Here is a 13,223-nt window from a genome sequence, read left to right on the forward strand (position 1 = left end):
GGCCTCCATTGACGCGTTCGCGGGGGGTGGCAGTGTTCGGGATCTCACCAGCCTGCGGAGCCGGGTTCACCCTTGAAAGGCCCCACAATGCGCCGAGTGATCCAACCCCCGTAGAAGCCGCCTGATTGCGCCGTTACTGATTCGCCGTCAATTTCGCATGACTCCATATGGCCCGGGTACAGGGCAACCCGTGTTCTGAGAGCCTCGAAACCCTGCGTGGGTTCCGGGTAGGTCCACCCGCCGCGGGATGCGACCACACCGTTTGCCACGACGTCGAAGTAATCCGCCATCCCCTTGAATTCGCAGAAAGTTCCGCCTTCCACCGGGATCAATACTCCGGCAGGGAACGCCTCGAAGGGCAGGTAGTAGACGGGAGGGTGGCTGGTTTCGAGGACCCTGACCGAATCCACGGTGTCCGCAATGATCCGGCCGCCAAGCCGGACCACAATCCTTTCCGAGCGGTGCTGCACCACCGGAGGCCTTGGATAATCCCACACCGACTCCTGCCAGCTCAGCGGGGTGACGGGCTGCGGACGTTTGGGGAAACGGGGGAGTTGGGCCATGAACTATGGTCCCACCTTCTTCCGGGAATCTCTGTTGATGCATGACGCCCAGGCGTACCATCCACGTCATGAGGATTGCGTGGCGCCTTGGTCGACGTTCCTGACTATTCGGGCAATCGGGGTGCCGGTGCAAACGAGCCGGAGTACGAGGTCATCGGCGGTGGATTGGTTGACGATCAGCCGCGGGTGACTTCATCCAGACGTGGTTCGGAACCACCGCCTGCGGCCGTCGTCAAAACTGCCCTGAAATTGGCTTGGCGGGATGCCCGGATTTCGTTGTCCTCCTGGTGGTTTTGGCTGGGCTGCTGTTGCGCCATCGCCTCTGCTGGTGGCGTTGCCGCTGCAATGGTTGCGTGGGTGCAATCGCTCGGCGGGTTCGACTCGGACGTCTCCAGTGCCACATACGTGTTCATGGCTGGATTCCTGGCGTTGGCGGCCGCGATGCTGGGTGCCCTTTGGGGCTTCCGGCATGCCCAGGCCAGCATTCTGGTCAGCTTCCTCGCGGCGACCATCAGCGGAGTCGTATTCGCTGCATCGTCATGTATGGTTCTGCTGATCGTGGGTCTCAACACGGGTGGGCCGCCAGCGCTGGCTGGCGCGGCCGCCGTCGTGATTGTCCTGGAGGTGGGACTATTCGGGCTGATGGGCGGAGGTGCGCGGGCGTGCTTTGCCTCAACGGTTCCGGCGGGCGTCCTGGCTGGGGTGGTGACGGTGTTCCTTTGCTTCGGGAATGGTCTGCTCACTGTGTTGCTGCTTGCCGGAACCAGTGAGATGGGCGGCGCGTCAGTGCCCGTGAACGTGGAGAGGGACGACGCGGGGAGGATCACTGCATACGAGTGTGTTGGCAGCCTGCACGAGGTGGAGGTGGTGCATACGGAACGCGTGGCATGGCTTGCGGCATCGAACCCTGCGCTGCTCCTGGGGAGTATTGGGGCCCAGTTTGTGCCCCCTGACCACACCGTCGGATGGATGTTGGCCGGCCTCCAGTACGCCGCCGATGGTCCATCCCGCGACGTCCCTTGCCTTGACGGAGAATCAAGTGACGGGCTCGCGCTGCAGGTGCCCGTGGCTTTCGTCGGCTTTGCAGTGCAGGCCGCATTTGCTGCGCTACTCACCATTTCGGGGCGGTGGCGGGCGGCGCGGAGAGCCGGTGTCTCCTGACTGCCCAGGTTTCTCCTTGACTTCTAAATCTATATAGCTAGATTAGAGCCATGGAAAGTTTGGGGCGGGTCACGCCGGCCACGGCGCTTGTTCTGGAGGCCTTGCTCTCCGCCGAAAGCGTGTGGGGGCTTCAGATAGTCAAAGACACCGGCAAAAAGCCCGGCACGGTCTATCCAATTTTGGAGCGGCTGGAAGGCGCTGGCTGGGTCCAGGGGGAATGGGAAACGGCGGAAGACCGAAAGGGACCTCGGCGACGCTATTACCGCCTCGTTGCAGAGGCACGTCCGCTGGCGCAGGAGTTCGTCAGGGCCCAAAGGTCCAAAGCGGTATCGGCGGCACGTCCGACCCCGGCTTTCAGCGAGGGTACCTGGAGGGCCACGTGAGGCTGAGCGCGGCGATCCTGACCGCCTGCCTGGCGCTGACGCCGGCGCACCTCCGGTCTGTACGGGAAGAGCAATGGAGGGCCGATCTCCTTGACGGACCGGGGAATGGGCATTTCCACTTCTGCGGTGCTTTTTGGGGCCGCGAGTTCGTCGGTGACGTCCAGGCTTCACGAGTTAAAACGTCGTGGCGGCATGATCATGTCACGCATTATCAAGGGGGAAAACATGAAACTGGTACTGGGTGCAGTGGGCACGGCCGTTGCGATGGCGGCAGTTGTCGCCGTCGGAATCCAAACGAACGCAACCACCGTTCAAGATGGCGTTTCCCAGTTCAAGGGGCCGGTGGCGGATCGGCCCATCGGGGGCTACGAAGGGTGGTGGAATTCAACGCATTTGGACGGCACTCCGGCGGGCCCGGCAGAGACCGTTGCGGTCAACACGAAAACCGGCAAGATCGTTGACTACTCCAACATGGCGAAGAACGCAGCCGGACAAGTGCTCACAGCCGCAGATGCCACCTACGTGGTGGTGCCGGACCCAACGTGGCCAGCCAGCTCCATCGTCATTATTGACACTGCCACGGACAAGGTGATCGAAGACTTCCCCGTGGACGAGAAGGGCCGGGTTATCTATACCCGCGAAGACGGCACCACTTTCGTCGGCTGACTACTGGCGGGCCACCGAAGCTACAACAGCGCGTTGCGCCTTCCCTCGAAGGCCCGGCCCAGCGTGACTTCGTCGGCATACTCGAGGTCGCCACCCACGGGAAGCCCGGAAGCCAGCCGCGTCACCGCGATCCCAATCGACTTCAACATGCGCGCCAGGTAGGTAGCCGTGGCTTCACCCTCAAGATTGGGGTCCGTGGCGATGATGATTTCCTGGATGGCGCCATCATTCAATCGGGTCAGGAGCTCGCGGATCCGCAACTGCTCCGGACCGATGCCCGCGATCGGATTGATGGCGCCACCCAGCACGTGGTACCGGCCACGGAAGGACCGGGTCCGCTCAACCGCCAGGACGTCTTTGGACTCCTCAACCACGCAGATGACCGACGGGTCCCTGCGCGGATCGCGGCAAATATTGCAGGTCTCCTGCTCGGTCACGTTGAAGCAGACCGAGCAGAACTTCACCCGTTCCTTGACCGTGGTGATGGCCGTAACCAGACGCTTCATGTCCTCTGGATCAGCCTCCAGGATGTGGAACGCCAGGCGCTGCGCTGATTTGGGGCCCACACCGGGAAGCCGGCCGAGCTCGTCAATCAGCTCCTGAACTGCACCTTCGTACACAATGTCCTCATTTGGTTGAAATCAATGCTGCAATCAGCGGTTGTGCAGGGGAGAACCGTCCAAGGCGCGCTCTTCGATCAGCTTTCCGCCCAGAATACGCTCCACCGCAGCCCGCCCAAAGACCCTCGATTCCTCGATGGTTTCGTCCTCCGGGCTGGGGATGTCCTCCGCACTCACCGTGGGGGTTGCCTGCGTCCTGGCGGGCGCCTGGACGCGACCAGCCTGTGCTTCAGGGCTGTTGGTCAGGCGCTGATACAGGCTCTGACGACCATTGGGACTGCCCGACGCCGGGCCCTCCTCGAGCGTGGCAACGGAACCATGCGCTTCAACCGGCTGCGCGGCCAGGGACGGCCACGTTGGGGGTGCGCTGCCGGTCGCCTGCGTCGCCGCGGCTTGCGTTGAGGGCCAGTTCGACGCCGGAGCGACGTCCCAGCTCGAGCCTGCGGCAGCGTCCGGTCCGGTTGGGTGGCCATACGTTCCGGCTGCAGCTTCAGGAACCTGGGCCGCGGCGGGCTCGTAGTCCGGGGTGTCCACTGCAACGGCAGCGGTCTCCTCCGTGGCCTGCGGCTGCCTGCCCACGTTCGACTCCGTGCCTACTACCCAAGTTCCCGGCGCCTGCTCGACCGCCCTGGACCAAGGGTCGTCGGAGGTGCCGGAGGGCGCCGCCGGAGTACTGGGTGCCGTGGCCGGTGAAGGCTTGGCCGGGGACGGTTCTCCAGCCGAAGTTGGTGCTGCAACCGGGGACGGTGCTGTGCCTGTACCTGTGCCAGGACGGCCATATCCGGACGGCGGCTCCCAGTCCGCTGGGGGCTCCTCATCCAGTGGAGGGGCATCCTCGTCGAGGGGTGGGCCCCAATCGTCGTCCGGGTAGGAGTAGTCGCCGGCCGAGGTGGAGGAGGCTTGAGTGGCTCCCTGCGTTGAGGGTTGCGGAGCGGCTTCGGCTGGCGACCCGGATGCAACCTGCGCCGTAGCTTCGGTTTTCACCGGGGTATCAGCCAGCCCCCGGGGGCTCGAAGCAGGCTCCGGCGTAGCTGGGCTCGCAGGGGGGCGTACGGGTTCTGGCGACGGGGCACCTGGCGATGCCTCCGACGCGGGAGCGGCGGCTGGCGCGAGACCCCACGCAGAGTCGACCGCTGACATCGCGGCGGATGGAGAGGCTCCCGCTGGTGCCGTTGCATCGGGCACCGGCGCAACACTTACTGCTGCACCGCCTGCCGACGCCGGGGTCTCCCGACTAGTAGGCGCTTTTGGGTTTGGCTCAGAGCTCGCTGAGCTGTTGCCGCCGGCCACCGCGACGATCTGGCAATCAATGCCCAGGGTCTTGTGGATTGCTTGGCGAAGGTTTTCGGAGTGGTCCGCACGCCCGAAGGCACCGGCCAACCCGCCGGTCGTGAACGCCAAAGTGAGCAGTTGGCCGTCGAACTGGGCCACTTGGGCGTTGGGCTCGACGAGCGCCCAGGTACTGCGCTTGATCTTTGTCAACGTTTGGAGAACGTCAGGCCAGGCGCGGCGAAGGGCCTCTACTTCCCCACCCCCTGAGGGAGCCGGTGCAGATTGTGGCGGAGCGGGAGCCGGCGCAGCCTGCGCAGGAGCAGCGGACTGCGGCGCAGGCGCTTGTTGCGCGACCGGGGCCGCGGGCTGAGCCTCTGGCGTTGGTTGAGGTGCGACAGCCTGCGGTGTGCGGCCGGCAGCCGACCGCTCCTCCACAGGCCAATCGTTGGTGGACACGCGTGGTGCCGTGATGGCGTCGCGGTTGGTGCCCGCGATGGCCGGCTCAGGAGCAGGAGCCGATGGCTGGGAGACCGCCGGCGCGACTGGGGCCGGCGCGACTGGAGCCGGGGTCGGTTCCTGCCGGGTCGGCTCCGGAGCAGCAACGACTGCAGGCGCGGACGGTGCACCCACCTCCGACGACGCCACGGCGGCCGGTGGGCCGCCAGCAACAGCTGGCGTTCCGGCGTCGCCCGCATAGTTGAGACGACGTTCCACGCGGTCGATGCGGGCAGCGATGCCCCGCTCGGTCTGCTCGGCGCTGGGCAGGAGGATGCGCGCGCACAGGAGTTCAAGGTGAAGCCGTGGCGAAGTAGCGCCGGTCATTTCCGTCAGTGCGGTGTTGGTGACGTCCGCCGCGCGGGAGAGTTCCGCTGCGCCAAGGTTGGTTGCCTGGTTGCGCATGCGGGCGATCTGGTCTGCGGGCATTCCGCGAAGAATTGCCTGCGCACTTTCGGGCATCGCCTGAACGATGATCAGGTCGCGGAAGCGTTCCAAAAGGTCTTCGACGAAACGCCGGGGATCGTGCCCGGTCTGGATGACGCGATCCACGGCGCGGAACACAGTGGCGGCGTCGGCCGCGGCAATGGCATCCACGATGTCGTCCAGCAGGGAAGCGTGCGTGTAGCCGAGCAGCGCGACGGCGAGCTCGTAGTCCAGGCCGTTGGGTCCGGCGCCGGCCATGAGTTGGTCCAGCACGGACAGGGTGTCACGGACTGAACCGCCACCCGCGCGGATGACCAGCGACAACACTCCCGGGGCTACGGGGACGTTCTCCTGCCGGCAGAGGAGCTCGAGGTATTTCATCAGCGGCTCGGGCGGCACCAGCCGGAAGGGGTAGTGGTGCGTCCGCGAACGGATGGTGCCAATGACCTTGTCCGGCTCCGTGGTGGCGAAGATGAACTTGATGTGTTCCGGCGGTTCTTCGACGATCTTCAGGAGGGCGTTGAAGCCGGCCGACGTGACCATGTGGGCTTCGTCGATGATGAAGATCTTGTAGCGGTCGCGGACCGGGGCGAAGGTTGCCCGTTCGCGGAGATCGCGGGCGTCGTCCACACCACCGTGGCTGGCGGCGTCGATCTCGATGACGTCGAGGGAACCTGATCCGCCGCGCGCCAGTTCGATGCAGCTGGGGCACTTGCCGCAGGGAGTGTCAGTGGGTCCTTCTGCACAGTTCAGGCAGCGGGCCAGGATGCGCGCTGACGTGGTCTTGCCACAGCCGCGGGGGCCGGAGAAGAGGTAGGCGTGGTTCACGCGGTTCTTGCGGAGCGCCGTCATCAGCGGCTCTGTGACGTGTTCCTGCCCGATAACGTCCGCGAAAGAGTCGGGCCGGTACCGTCGATACAGGGCAGTTGTAACAGTCACAAGTGAAACCTACCTATAGGGACTGACATTTAAATAAGAGACCCCTCATGCACCCGCCAGAGCCCATCTACCCTTGCTACCTTCCGGTCCTGGGGGAGTTCAACAGGATGACGCCACATGAGGGGCCGTCGACAAGCTTACCCGAACTCGGGGCGGGGTTCGAATCGGCCGCCGGGGGCTGTGGATGAGGCTCGACGGCGGGTGGCCGGTAGCCTGCCCATCATCGCCAACCGTTCACCGGCCACGTCATGAAGGCGGGTTCCTCATAAGGGTGCGATGCCCGCAAAGCCAGCACAACGCCGTCGAGAATTTCCTCCTGCACCGCGCACTCGACCCGAATTTCCGGCACCTGCTCTTCAATCCCAACGTCGCCAACGAACGGCCGCGCCCCCGGCAACGGTGTGAAGCGGCCTGTGCCCGGCGAGGTGAAAGCGCAGTGGGAGTAGTCGCCGATCCGACCCGCGCCGGCGTCTCCGATGGCCAGGAGAACTTCCTCAATATGCGTCTCAGGTACGTAAACCACCAGTGCATGAAGCTGCGTCATGCAGACATCTTGTCAGCAACTTCGGCTACAAACAGGTCTCAACCATTGCAAATCCGAGGTTCGCGGCGGACCATGGGTATGTACACCGATTGGGGCAATCTCAAGGTTGTGAGCTGCGGGGCCTGGGGGCGAGGGGCCGGACCCGGTAGCTCAACGGTGGTACCGCAAGAATGGGCGCGTTGGGGGCGTCCATTTTTCCGTTAAGCGGCACTTCGACAACCCTGTCCGAGAACGCCAGCCCGGGCCGATTACACGATGCCGAAATTCTCAGGTACAGTAGTATCTGCTTTCGAATCGGAAGCAAGGAGAATTCGCCTAGCGGCCTATGGCGCACGCCTGGAACGCGTGTTGGGTTAACGCCCTCGGGGGTTCAAATCCCCCATTCTCCGCGTTTGGCCCCAGTCCTCGGACTGGGGCCTTTTGCGTTTCCGGGAGTTACCCAGCGTCCGCCTGCTGTTCCGCGTCCAATTGTTGTGCCGCTGCGACGCGCTCCAGCACTTCACGGCACGCCGCGGTGGCTGGGTGGATGCGCCCGGCCGTTCGGGTGGAGGTGAACACGGTCCGCTTCGGCAGCCCGGGGAGGTCCAGCAACTGAACAGTCCGCGTTCGGCCCGTCCAGACCAGATCGGGCATGAGCGCTACAGCGTTTCCGGATTCGATGAGCCGGATTTGGGCTTGGAGATCGGCTGTTTCATACCGGACGTCGGGTTCGAAACCTGCGGACCGGCAGGCCTGCTCGGCCCAATGCCGGGAGGCCGCGCCGCGGGGCTCCATGACCCAGGGCATCGACGCTGTGTCCGCGAGGGTGGCTACGGTTTCGCCACCGAGCCCCACGGGGGGAGTAGCCAGCCTGATGGCGTCGCTGGTGAGGATGACGCGGTCCAGGCCGCTGTGGTGCGGGGCGGCATGGCCTGGGTATTGCTCGGCAACTACCAGGTCGAAGTCCCGGGCCCACGTTTCGTACAGGGCCGTTTCGGGTTCGCGCTGGGTCATTTCGACGCGGACCTCGGGGTACTCCTTACGCATGATGCTGAGGAAGTCCGGGAGCAGGGCCAGTGCGGCGGATTGGAATACGGCCAGGCGCACGGTTCCCGTCACCATCGACAATGAGGCGGCAAGGTCGGTTTCGGCCTTTTCCAGGGTCTCCAAAAGGGCGGCGGTATGGGCTACGAGGATCTCCGCCTGCGGGGTCAGCTGAACGCGGCGCCCGGCTTTGCGGAGCAGTTCGACCCCGGCCTCCTTCTCCAGGAGGGTCAGCTGCTGCGACACCGATGACGGGCTGTACTGCATCGCGTCGGCCACTTCGGCGAGCGTTCCGCGGATCTTCAACTCGTGCAGCAAACGGAGCCTGCGGACATCCAGCAAGTCGGCCTCCAAAAGATCGGAATGGATAACGAATATTCGTCGGAAAAGATCGCTTTTCCTAACGTGATTGTAGATCCATACTGATGGAAAGAAACAAACTTCTCTGCCTCAGAAGGAGCCCCCATGACCAGCACCATCCCGGATGCCACCGCCCCGAGCACCCAGGATTCCGGACAGTTCGATGATCTTGCCCAGGAAGCCATTGCCTTGGTCCGCCACTGGTTGACCGAAGCCAGCAAGATCCCCGTGGACGTCTCCGCCCAGCGCCTTGCCGGCGTCTTGAAAGACCCCAACGGCTTGGACTTCACGGTCGGATTCGTCGACGGCGTCATCCGCCCTGAGGATCTTTCCGTCGCCGGCCGTAAACTCGCCGAGCTGGCCCCGAAGGTCCCCAAGTTCCTGCCCTGGTACATGCGCAGCGCTGTCCGCGTGGGCGGCGTCATGGCTCCGATCCTCCCGCAGGTCGTTATCCCCATTGCCCGCCGCGTGCTCCGCGAAATGGTGGGCCACCTCATCGTCGACGCCACCGACGCAAAGCTCGGCCCGGCCATTGCGAAGATCCGCCAGGACGGCGTGCACCTGAACGTGAACCTCCTCGGCGAAGCCGTCCTGGGCGAACACGAAGCGCAGCGTCGCCTCGAAGGCACCCTCAAACTCCTGGCCCGCGAAGACGTGGACTACGTCTCCATCAAGGAATCCTCCACCGTGGCCCCGCACTCCCCATGGGCCTTCGACGAAGCCGTCGAGCACGTGGTGGAGAAGCTCACCCCGCTTTACCGCCTCGCCGCGTCCTTCCCCAAGCCCAAGTTCATCAACCTGGACATGGAGGAATACAAGGACCTCAGCATGACCATCGCGGTGTTCAAGCGCATCCTGGACATGCCCGAGTTCAAGAACCTGGAAGCCGGAATCGTCCTCCAGGCCTACCTTCCGGACGCCCTTGGCGCCATGCAGGAACTGCAGGAGTGGGCCACCGAACGCCGTGCCCAGGGCGGTGCTCCCATCAAGGTCCGCGTGGTCAAGGGCGCCAACCTTCCCATGGAGCAGGTCGAAGCCTCCCTGCACGACTGGCCGCTGGCCACCTGGGGCACCAAGCAGGACTCGGACACCAGCTACAAGAACGTCATCAACTACGCCCTCACCCCGGAGCACGTTGACGCTGTCCGAATCGGCGTTGCCGGCCACAACCTCTTTGATGTCGCGTTCGCGTGGTTGCTCGCCAAGCAGCGTGGGATTGCCGGTCAGGGGCAGAAAGCGATTGAGTTCGAAATGCTCCTGGGCATGGCAACCGGCCAGGCCACTGCGGTCCGCAAGGATGTCGGCAGCCTCCTGCTCTACACACCGGTGGTCCACCCGGGCGAGTTCGATGTCGCCATCGCGTACCTGATCCGCCGCCTTGAAGAGGGTGCAAGCCAGGAAAACTTCATGTCCGCCGTCTTCGAGCTCAGCGAAAACGAGGGCCTGTTCAAGCGCGAGCAGCAGCGCTTCCTGGACTCCCTGGCCAACATGAAGGACGAGGTCCCGGGCCCCAACCGCAAGCAGGACCGTCGCCTCCCCGCCGATCCGGCACCACTTGAGGGCTTCCGCAACACCCCTGACACGGACCCCGCGCTTCCGGCCAACCGCGCCTGGGGCCGCGACATCCTCAAGCGCATCCCCGGTTCCACCGCCGGCAACAAGATCGTCGAGTCCACCAAGGTCTCCGACGCAGCCGAACTGGACCGCATCATCGCCACCGCCGTGGATCACGGTAAGGCCTGGGGTGCACGTCCGGCCGCCGAGCGCGCAGCCATCCTGCACCGTGCCGGCGAGGTCCTGGAGGCCCGCCGCGCCGAACTCCTGGAAGTCATGGCTTCCGAGACCGGCAAGACCATCGACCAGGGCGACCCCGAGGTCAGCGAAGCAATCGACTTCGCGCACTACTACGCCGAGCGCGCCAAGGACCTGGAAACGGTCGACGGCGCCACGTTCGTCCCAGCGAACCTCACCGTGGTGACCCCGCCGTGGAACTTCCCTGTGGCGATCCCCGCAGGCTCCACCCTCGCAGCACTCGCCTCAGGGTCCGCCGTCGTGATCAAGCCTGCAAAGCAGGCCCGCCGCTCCGGTTCCGTTATGGTGGACGCCCTGTGGGAAGCCGGTGTTCCGCGTGAAGTGCTGGCACTCGTCCAGCTCGAAGAGCGTGAGCTTGGCACCCAGCTGGTCTCACACCCCAGCGTTGACCGCGTGATCCTCACAGGTGGCTACGAAACGGCTGAACTGTTCCGTTCCTTCCGCCAGGACCTGCCGCTGCTCGCGGAGACGTCCGGCAAGAACGCCATCATCGTCACCCCGAGTGCCGACCTGGACCTTGCCGCGAAGGACGTCGTGTACTCGGCATTCGGCCACGCCGGACAGAAGTGCTCTGCCGCGTCCTTGGTGATCCTGGTGGGCTCGGTGGCGAAGAGCGCCCGCTTCCACAACCAGCTCATCGACGCCGCCCGCTCGCTGACCGTCGGCTACCCGGAGGATGCCACCACCCAGATGGGGCCGATCATCGAACCGGCCAACGGCAAGCTCCTGAACGCGCTCACCACCCTGGGCGACGGCGAGACCTGGGCCATCAAGCCCGAGCGCCTCGACGAGACCGGCCGTTTGTGGTCCCCGGGTATCCGCTCGGGCGTCAAGCGTGGCTCCTACTTCCACCTGACCGAGTTCTTCGGCCCGGTGCTGGGTGTCATGACCGCCGAAACCCTTGAGGAAGCAATCGCCATCCAGAACGAGATCGAGTACGGCCTCACCGCCGGCCTGCACTCCCTGGACTCCGCCGAGATGGGCGTCTGGCTGGACACCATCCAGGCCGGCAACCTGTACGTCAACCGCGGCATCACCGGTGCGATCGTGCAGCGCCAGCCGTTCGGTGGCTGGAAGAAGTCGGCTGTTGGCGCCGGAACCAAGGCCGGTGGACCGAACTACCTGATCGGCCTGGGCAGTTGGCTCCCGGCCGAGGCAAAGGCCAAGCGCGGCACCGTCCTTCAGGGTGCGGCCTCGCAGATCCTTGCCGCTGCCAAGTCCGCTGACGTTACTGCCGGGGAACTCCAGACCCTCCAGCAGGCACTCTTCAGCGACGCCGCCGCCTGGGAATCCGAGTTCGGCACGCGCCAGGATGTTTCCGCCCTCTCCGCAGAGCGCAACGTCTTCCGCTACCGCTCCCTCCCTGTCACCATCCGTCTCTCCGAAGGCGAGCGACTCGCTGAGCTGCTCCGCGTCGTAGCAGCCGGTGCAGTGGCTGGCTCAAAGCTGACGGTGAGCTCCGCCGTCGTACTTCCCGACGCCGTGGTGACAGTGTTCGCGAACCTGGGCGTCAGCGTCCGGGTTGAGGACGACGCCGCGTGGCTGTCCCGTGCGGCAAAGTTCGACGGCGGCCGCATCCGCTTGATCGGTGGCGACTTCGCCGCGCTGAGCGCGGCCATGGGTGGCCGTCCGGACGTTGCGGTTTACCACGGCGCAGTGACGCAGGCCGGTCGGATCGAGATGTTGCCGTTCCTCCGCGAGCAGGCTGTATCCATCACGGCCCACCGCTTCGGTACCCCGAACCACCTGTCGGACGCGTTGATCTAGTTCCCTGAAGTCCGCAAAGAAGCCGGGCAGGACGCTGAAAAGTCGTCCTGCCCGGCTTTACGCGTTCCTCTAGGACTCCAGGACCAGCAGCTGGGCCTTATCCGAGTCCCAGCTGACCCACAGATCACCTGTTGAACGGGTGCCCGACTCGGAGCTCATTTCCCTCAGCATCAGATCGTGCCCACCCGCCGTGAGCCGGTACCGCACCGTAGCGCCAAGGTTGGTGGACGAGGTGATGACAGCCTGGCAACCGCCGGTCGCCGGCGGGGTTGAGCTGAACTTGAGGTGCTCGGGGCGAATGGAGACTGCATAGTCCGTCCCGGAAGCACCCTGGTCCGTCACACGTGCCACTCCCAAGCCACCCAGATCCACGCTGGCTTCCCTGCCGTTGCGCTCCAGCACTTTGCACGGAATGAGGTTTGTGTCGCCAAGGAAGCCGGCCACCCAGTCCGTGAGCGGGTGGTTGTACACCTCCTCCGGCGGCCCTGACTGCACGATGCGCCCGTCTTTCATCACCACGATCCTGTCCGACATCGCCATGGCTTCTTCCTGGTCATGGGTAACGAACAGAACGGAGATCCCCAGGCTCTTCTGGAGGGTCTTGATCTCTTCCTGCATCTGCTCGCGGAGCCGTTTGTCCAGGGCCGCCATGGGCTCATCCAGCAGCAGGGCCGCGGGGTTGAATACCAAGGCCCGTGCCAGCGCCACGCGTTGTTGCTGGCCACCGGAGAGCTGGCGCGGCTTGCGATCACCCAAGGCGCCAAGGCCCACGCGCTTCAGCGCTTCGCGTGCCCGCTGGCGCCGTTCCGCTACAGGTACCTTTCGCATGCGAAGTGCGAACTCCACATTCTCGAGGGCAGTCATGTGTGGAAAGAGGGCATAGTTCTGGAAGACGACGCCCAGATTCCGTTCCCGAGGGGGGAGTGTGTCTACCGGCTGGCCATCTATCAGGACTGATCCTGAGGTGTGTTCTTCGAACCCGGCCACCATCATCATGGTGGTGGTCTTGCCCGATCCACTGGGCCCGAGGAGGGTTACGAATTCGCCGGGCTGGACGGTCAGGTCCAACTGGTCGACGGCGACAAACTCGCCGTAGCTCTTGCGGACCTGCCGAAGCTCAAGCAGACCCTGGGCCTGGGCGGCCGACGCCGGAGGGGTTGCGGTGGAAGTCATGGATGCGGTCATCGTTGTT

Annotated in this window: 10 protein-coding genes, 1 tRNA gene and 1 other RNA gene; 5 read left to right on the plus strand and 7 right to left on the minus strand. The window is 64.7% G+C overall.

What is annotated here, in order from left to right:
- Positions 1 to 44: 44 nt before the first annotated feature.
- On the minus strand, positions 45 to 563 hold the full coding sequence (locus AC5RU9_RS10750) for a DUF427 domain-containing protein (protein ID WP_494016427.1): 519 nt from the start codon (positions 561 to 563) through the stop codon (positions 45 to 47).
- A gap of 87 nt (positions 564 to 650) precedes the next feature.
- On the opposite strand from AC5RU9_RS10750, the gene AC5RU9_RS10755 reads away from it, so the two are divergent.
- The 3 genes from AC5RU9_RS10755 (at position 651) to AC5RU9_RS10765 (ending at position 2,773) form a co-directional block, all read left to right on the plus strand.
- Entirely contained in the window at positions 651 to 1,724 is a 1,074-nt protein-coding gene (locus AC5RU9_RS10755; protein ID WP_494016428.1) for a hypothetical protein, read from the plus strand.
- Between the two features lie 50 nt (positions 1,725 to 1,774).
- Complete coding sequence (locus AC5RU9_RS10760) at positions 1,775 to 2,107, plus strand: PadR family transcriptional regulator (protein ID WP_494016429.1); 333 nt, start codon at positions 1,775 to 1,777, stop codon at positions 2,105 to 2,107.
- 225 nt (positions 2,108 to 2,332) lie between these two features.
- Positions 2,333 to 2,773 carry a hypothetical protein gene (locus AC5RU9_RS10765; protein ID WP_494016430.1) on the plus strand — a complete coding sequence of 147 codons (441 nt, stop codon included), beginning with the start codon at positions 2,333 to 2,335 and terminating at the stop codon, positions 2,771 to 2,773.
- 20 nt (positions 2,774 to 2,793) lie between these two features.
- Here AC5RU9_RS10765 and recR read toward each other — a convergent pair whose 3' ends face one another.
- The 4 genes from recR to AC5RU9_RS10785 form a co-directional block, all read right to left on the minus strand.
- Complete coding sequence (gene recR, locus AC5RU9_RS10770; protein ID WP_026541824.1) at positions 2,794 to 3,393, minus strand: recombination mediator RecR; 600 nt, start codon at positions 3,391 to 3,393, stop codon at positions 2,794 to 2,796.
- Positions 3,394 to 3,426: 33 nt separating this feature from the next.
- Positions 3,427 to 6,525 carry a DNA polymerase III subunit gamma and tau gene (locus AC5RU9_RS10775; RefSeq protein ID WP_494016431.1) on the minus strand — a complete coding sequence of 1,033 codons (3,099 nt, stop codon included), beginning with the start codon at positions 6,523 to 6,525 and terminating at the stop codon, positions 3,427 to 3,429.
- Positions 6,526 to 6,558: 33 nt separating this feature from the next.
- An RNA gene (ffs, locus tag AC5RU9_RS10780) (signal recognition particle sRNA small type) lies at positions 6,559 to 6,655 on the minus strand.
- A gap of 90 nt (positions 6,656 to 6,745) precedes the next feature.
- On the minus strand, positions 6,746 to 7,069 hold the full coding sequence (locus AC5RU9_RS10785) for a hypothetical protein (protein ID WP_494016432.1): 324 nt from the start codon (positions 7,067 to 7,069) through the stop codon (positions 6,746 to 6,748).
- Between the two features lie 304 nt (positions 7,070 to 7,373).
- On the opposite strand from AC5RU9_RS10785, the gene AC5RU9_RS10790 reads away from it, so the two are divergent.
- Positions 7,374 to 7,458: transfer RNA gene (locus AC5RU9_RS10790), tRNA-Ser, on the plus strand.
- 46 nt (positions 7,459 to 7,504) lie between these two features.
- Here AC5RU9_RS10790 and AC5RU9_RS10795 read toward each other — a convergent pair.
- A complete protein-coding gene (locus AC5RU9_RS10795) occupies positions 7,505 to 8,434 on the minus strand; it encodes a LysR family transcriptional regulator (RefSeq protein ID WP_494016433.1) in 930 nt (309 codons plus the stop codon).
- Between the two features lie 123 nt (positions 8,435 to 8,557).
- Here AC5RU9_RS10795 and AC5RU9_RS10800 point away from each other — a divergent pair, with 123 nt between their 5' ends.
- Positions 8,558 to 12,031, plus strand: a complete 3,474-nt coding sequence (locus AC5RU9_RS10800; protein WP_494016434.1) for a bifunctional proline dehydrogenase/L-glutamate gamma-semialdehyde dehydrogenase — start codon at positions 8,558 to 8,560, stop codon at positions 12,029 to 12,031.
- 69 nt (positions 12,032 to 12,100) lie between these two features.
- Here AC5RU9_RS10800 and AC5RU9_RS10805 read toward each other — a convergent pair whose 3' ends face one another.
- Positions 12,101 to 13,216, minus strand: a complete 1,116-nt coding sequence (locus AC5RU9_RS10805) for an ABC transporter ATP-binding protein (RefSeq protein ID WP_494016435.1) — start codon at positions 13,214 to 13,216, stop codon at positions 12,101 to 12,103.
- Positions 13,217 to 13,223 lie beyond the last annotated feature (7 nt).

It is taken from the genome of Arthrobacter sp. B0316-5-4 (assembly GCF_059090325.1).

Excerpts from the sequence above, each read along its gene's own strand:
- AC5RU9_RS10750 (WP_494016427.1), bottom strand. The coding sequence starts at position 563 with ATGGCCCAACTCCCCCGTTTCCCCAAACGTCCGCAGCCCGTCACCCCG.
- AC5RU9_RS10760 (WP_494016429.1), top strand. The coding sequence starts at position 1,775 with ATGGAAAGTTTGGGGCGGGTCACGCCGGCCACGGCGCTTGTTCTGGAG.
- AC5RU9_RS10765 (WP_494016430.1), top strand. The coding sequence starts at position 2,333 with ATGAAACTGGTACTGGGTGCAGTGGGCACGGCCGTTGCGATGGCGGCA.
- AC5RU9_RS10785 (WP_494016432.1), bottom strand. The coding sequence starts at position 7,069 with ATGACGCAGCTTCATGCACTGGTGGTTTACGTACCTGAGACGCATATT.
- AC5RU9_RS10800 (WP_494016434.1), top strand. The coding sequence starts at position 8,558 with ATGACCAGCACCATCCCGGATGCCACCGCCCCGAGCACCCAGGATTCC.
- AC5RU9_RS10805 (WP_494016435.1), bottom strand. The coding sequence starts at position 13,216 with ATGACCGCATCCATGACTTCCACCGCAACCCCTCCGGCGTCGGCCGCC.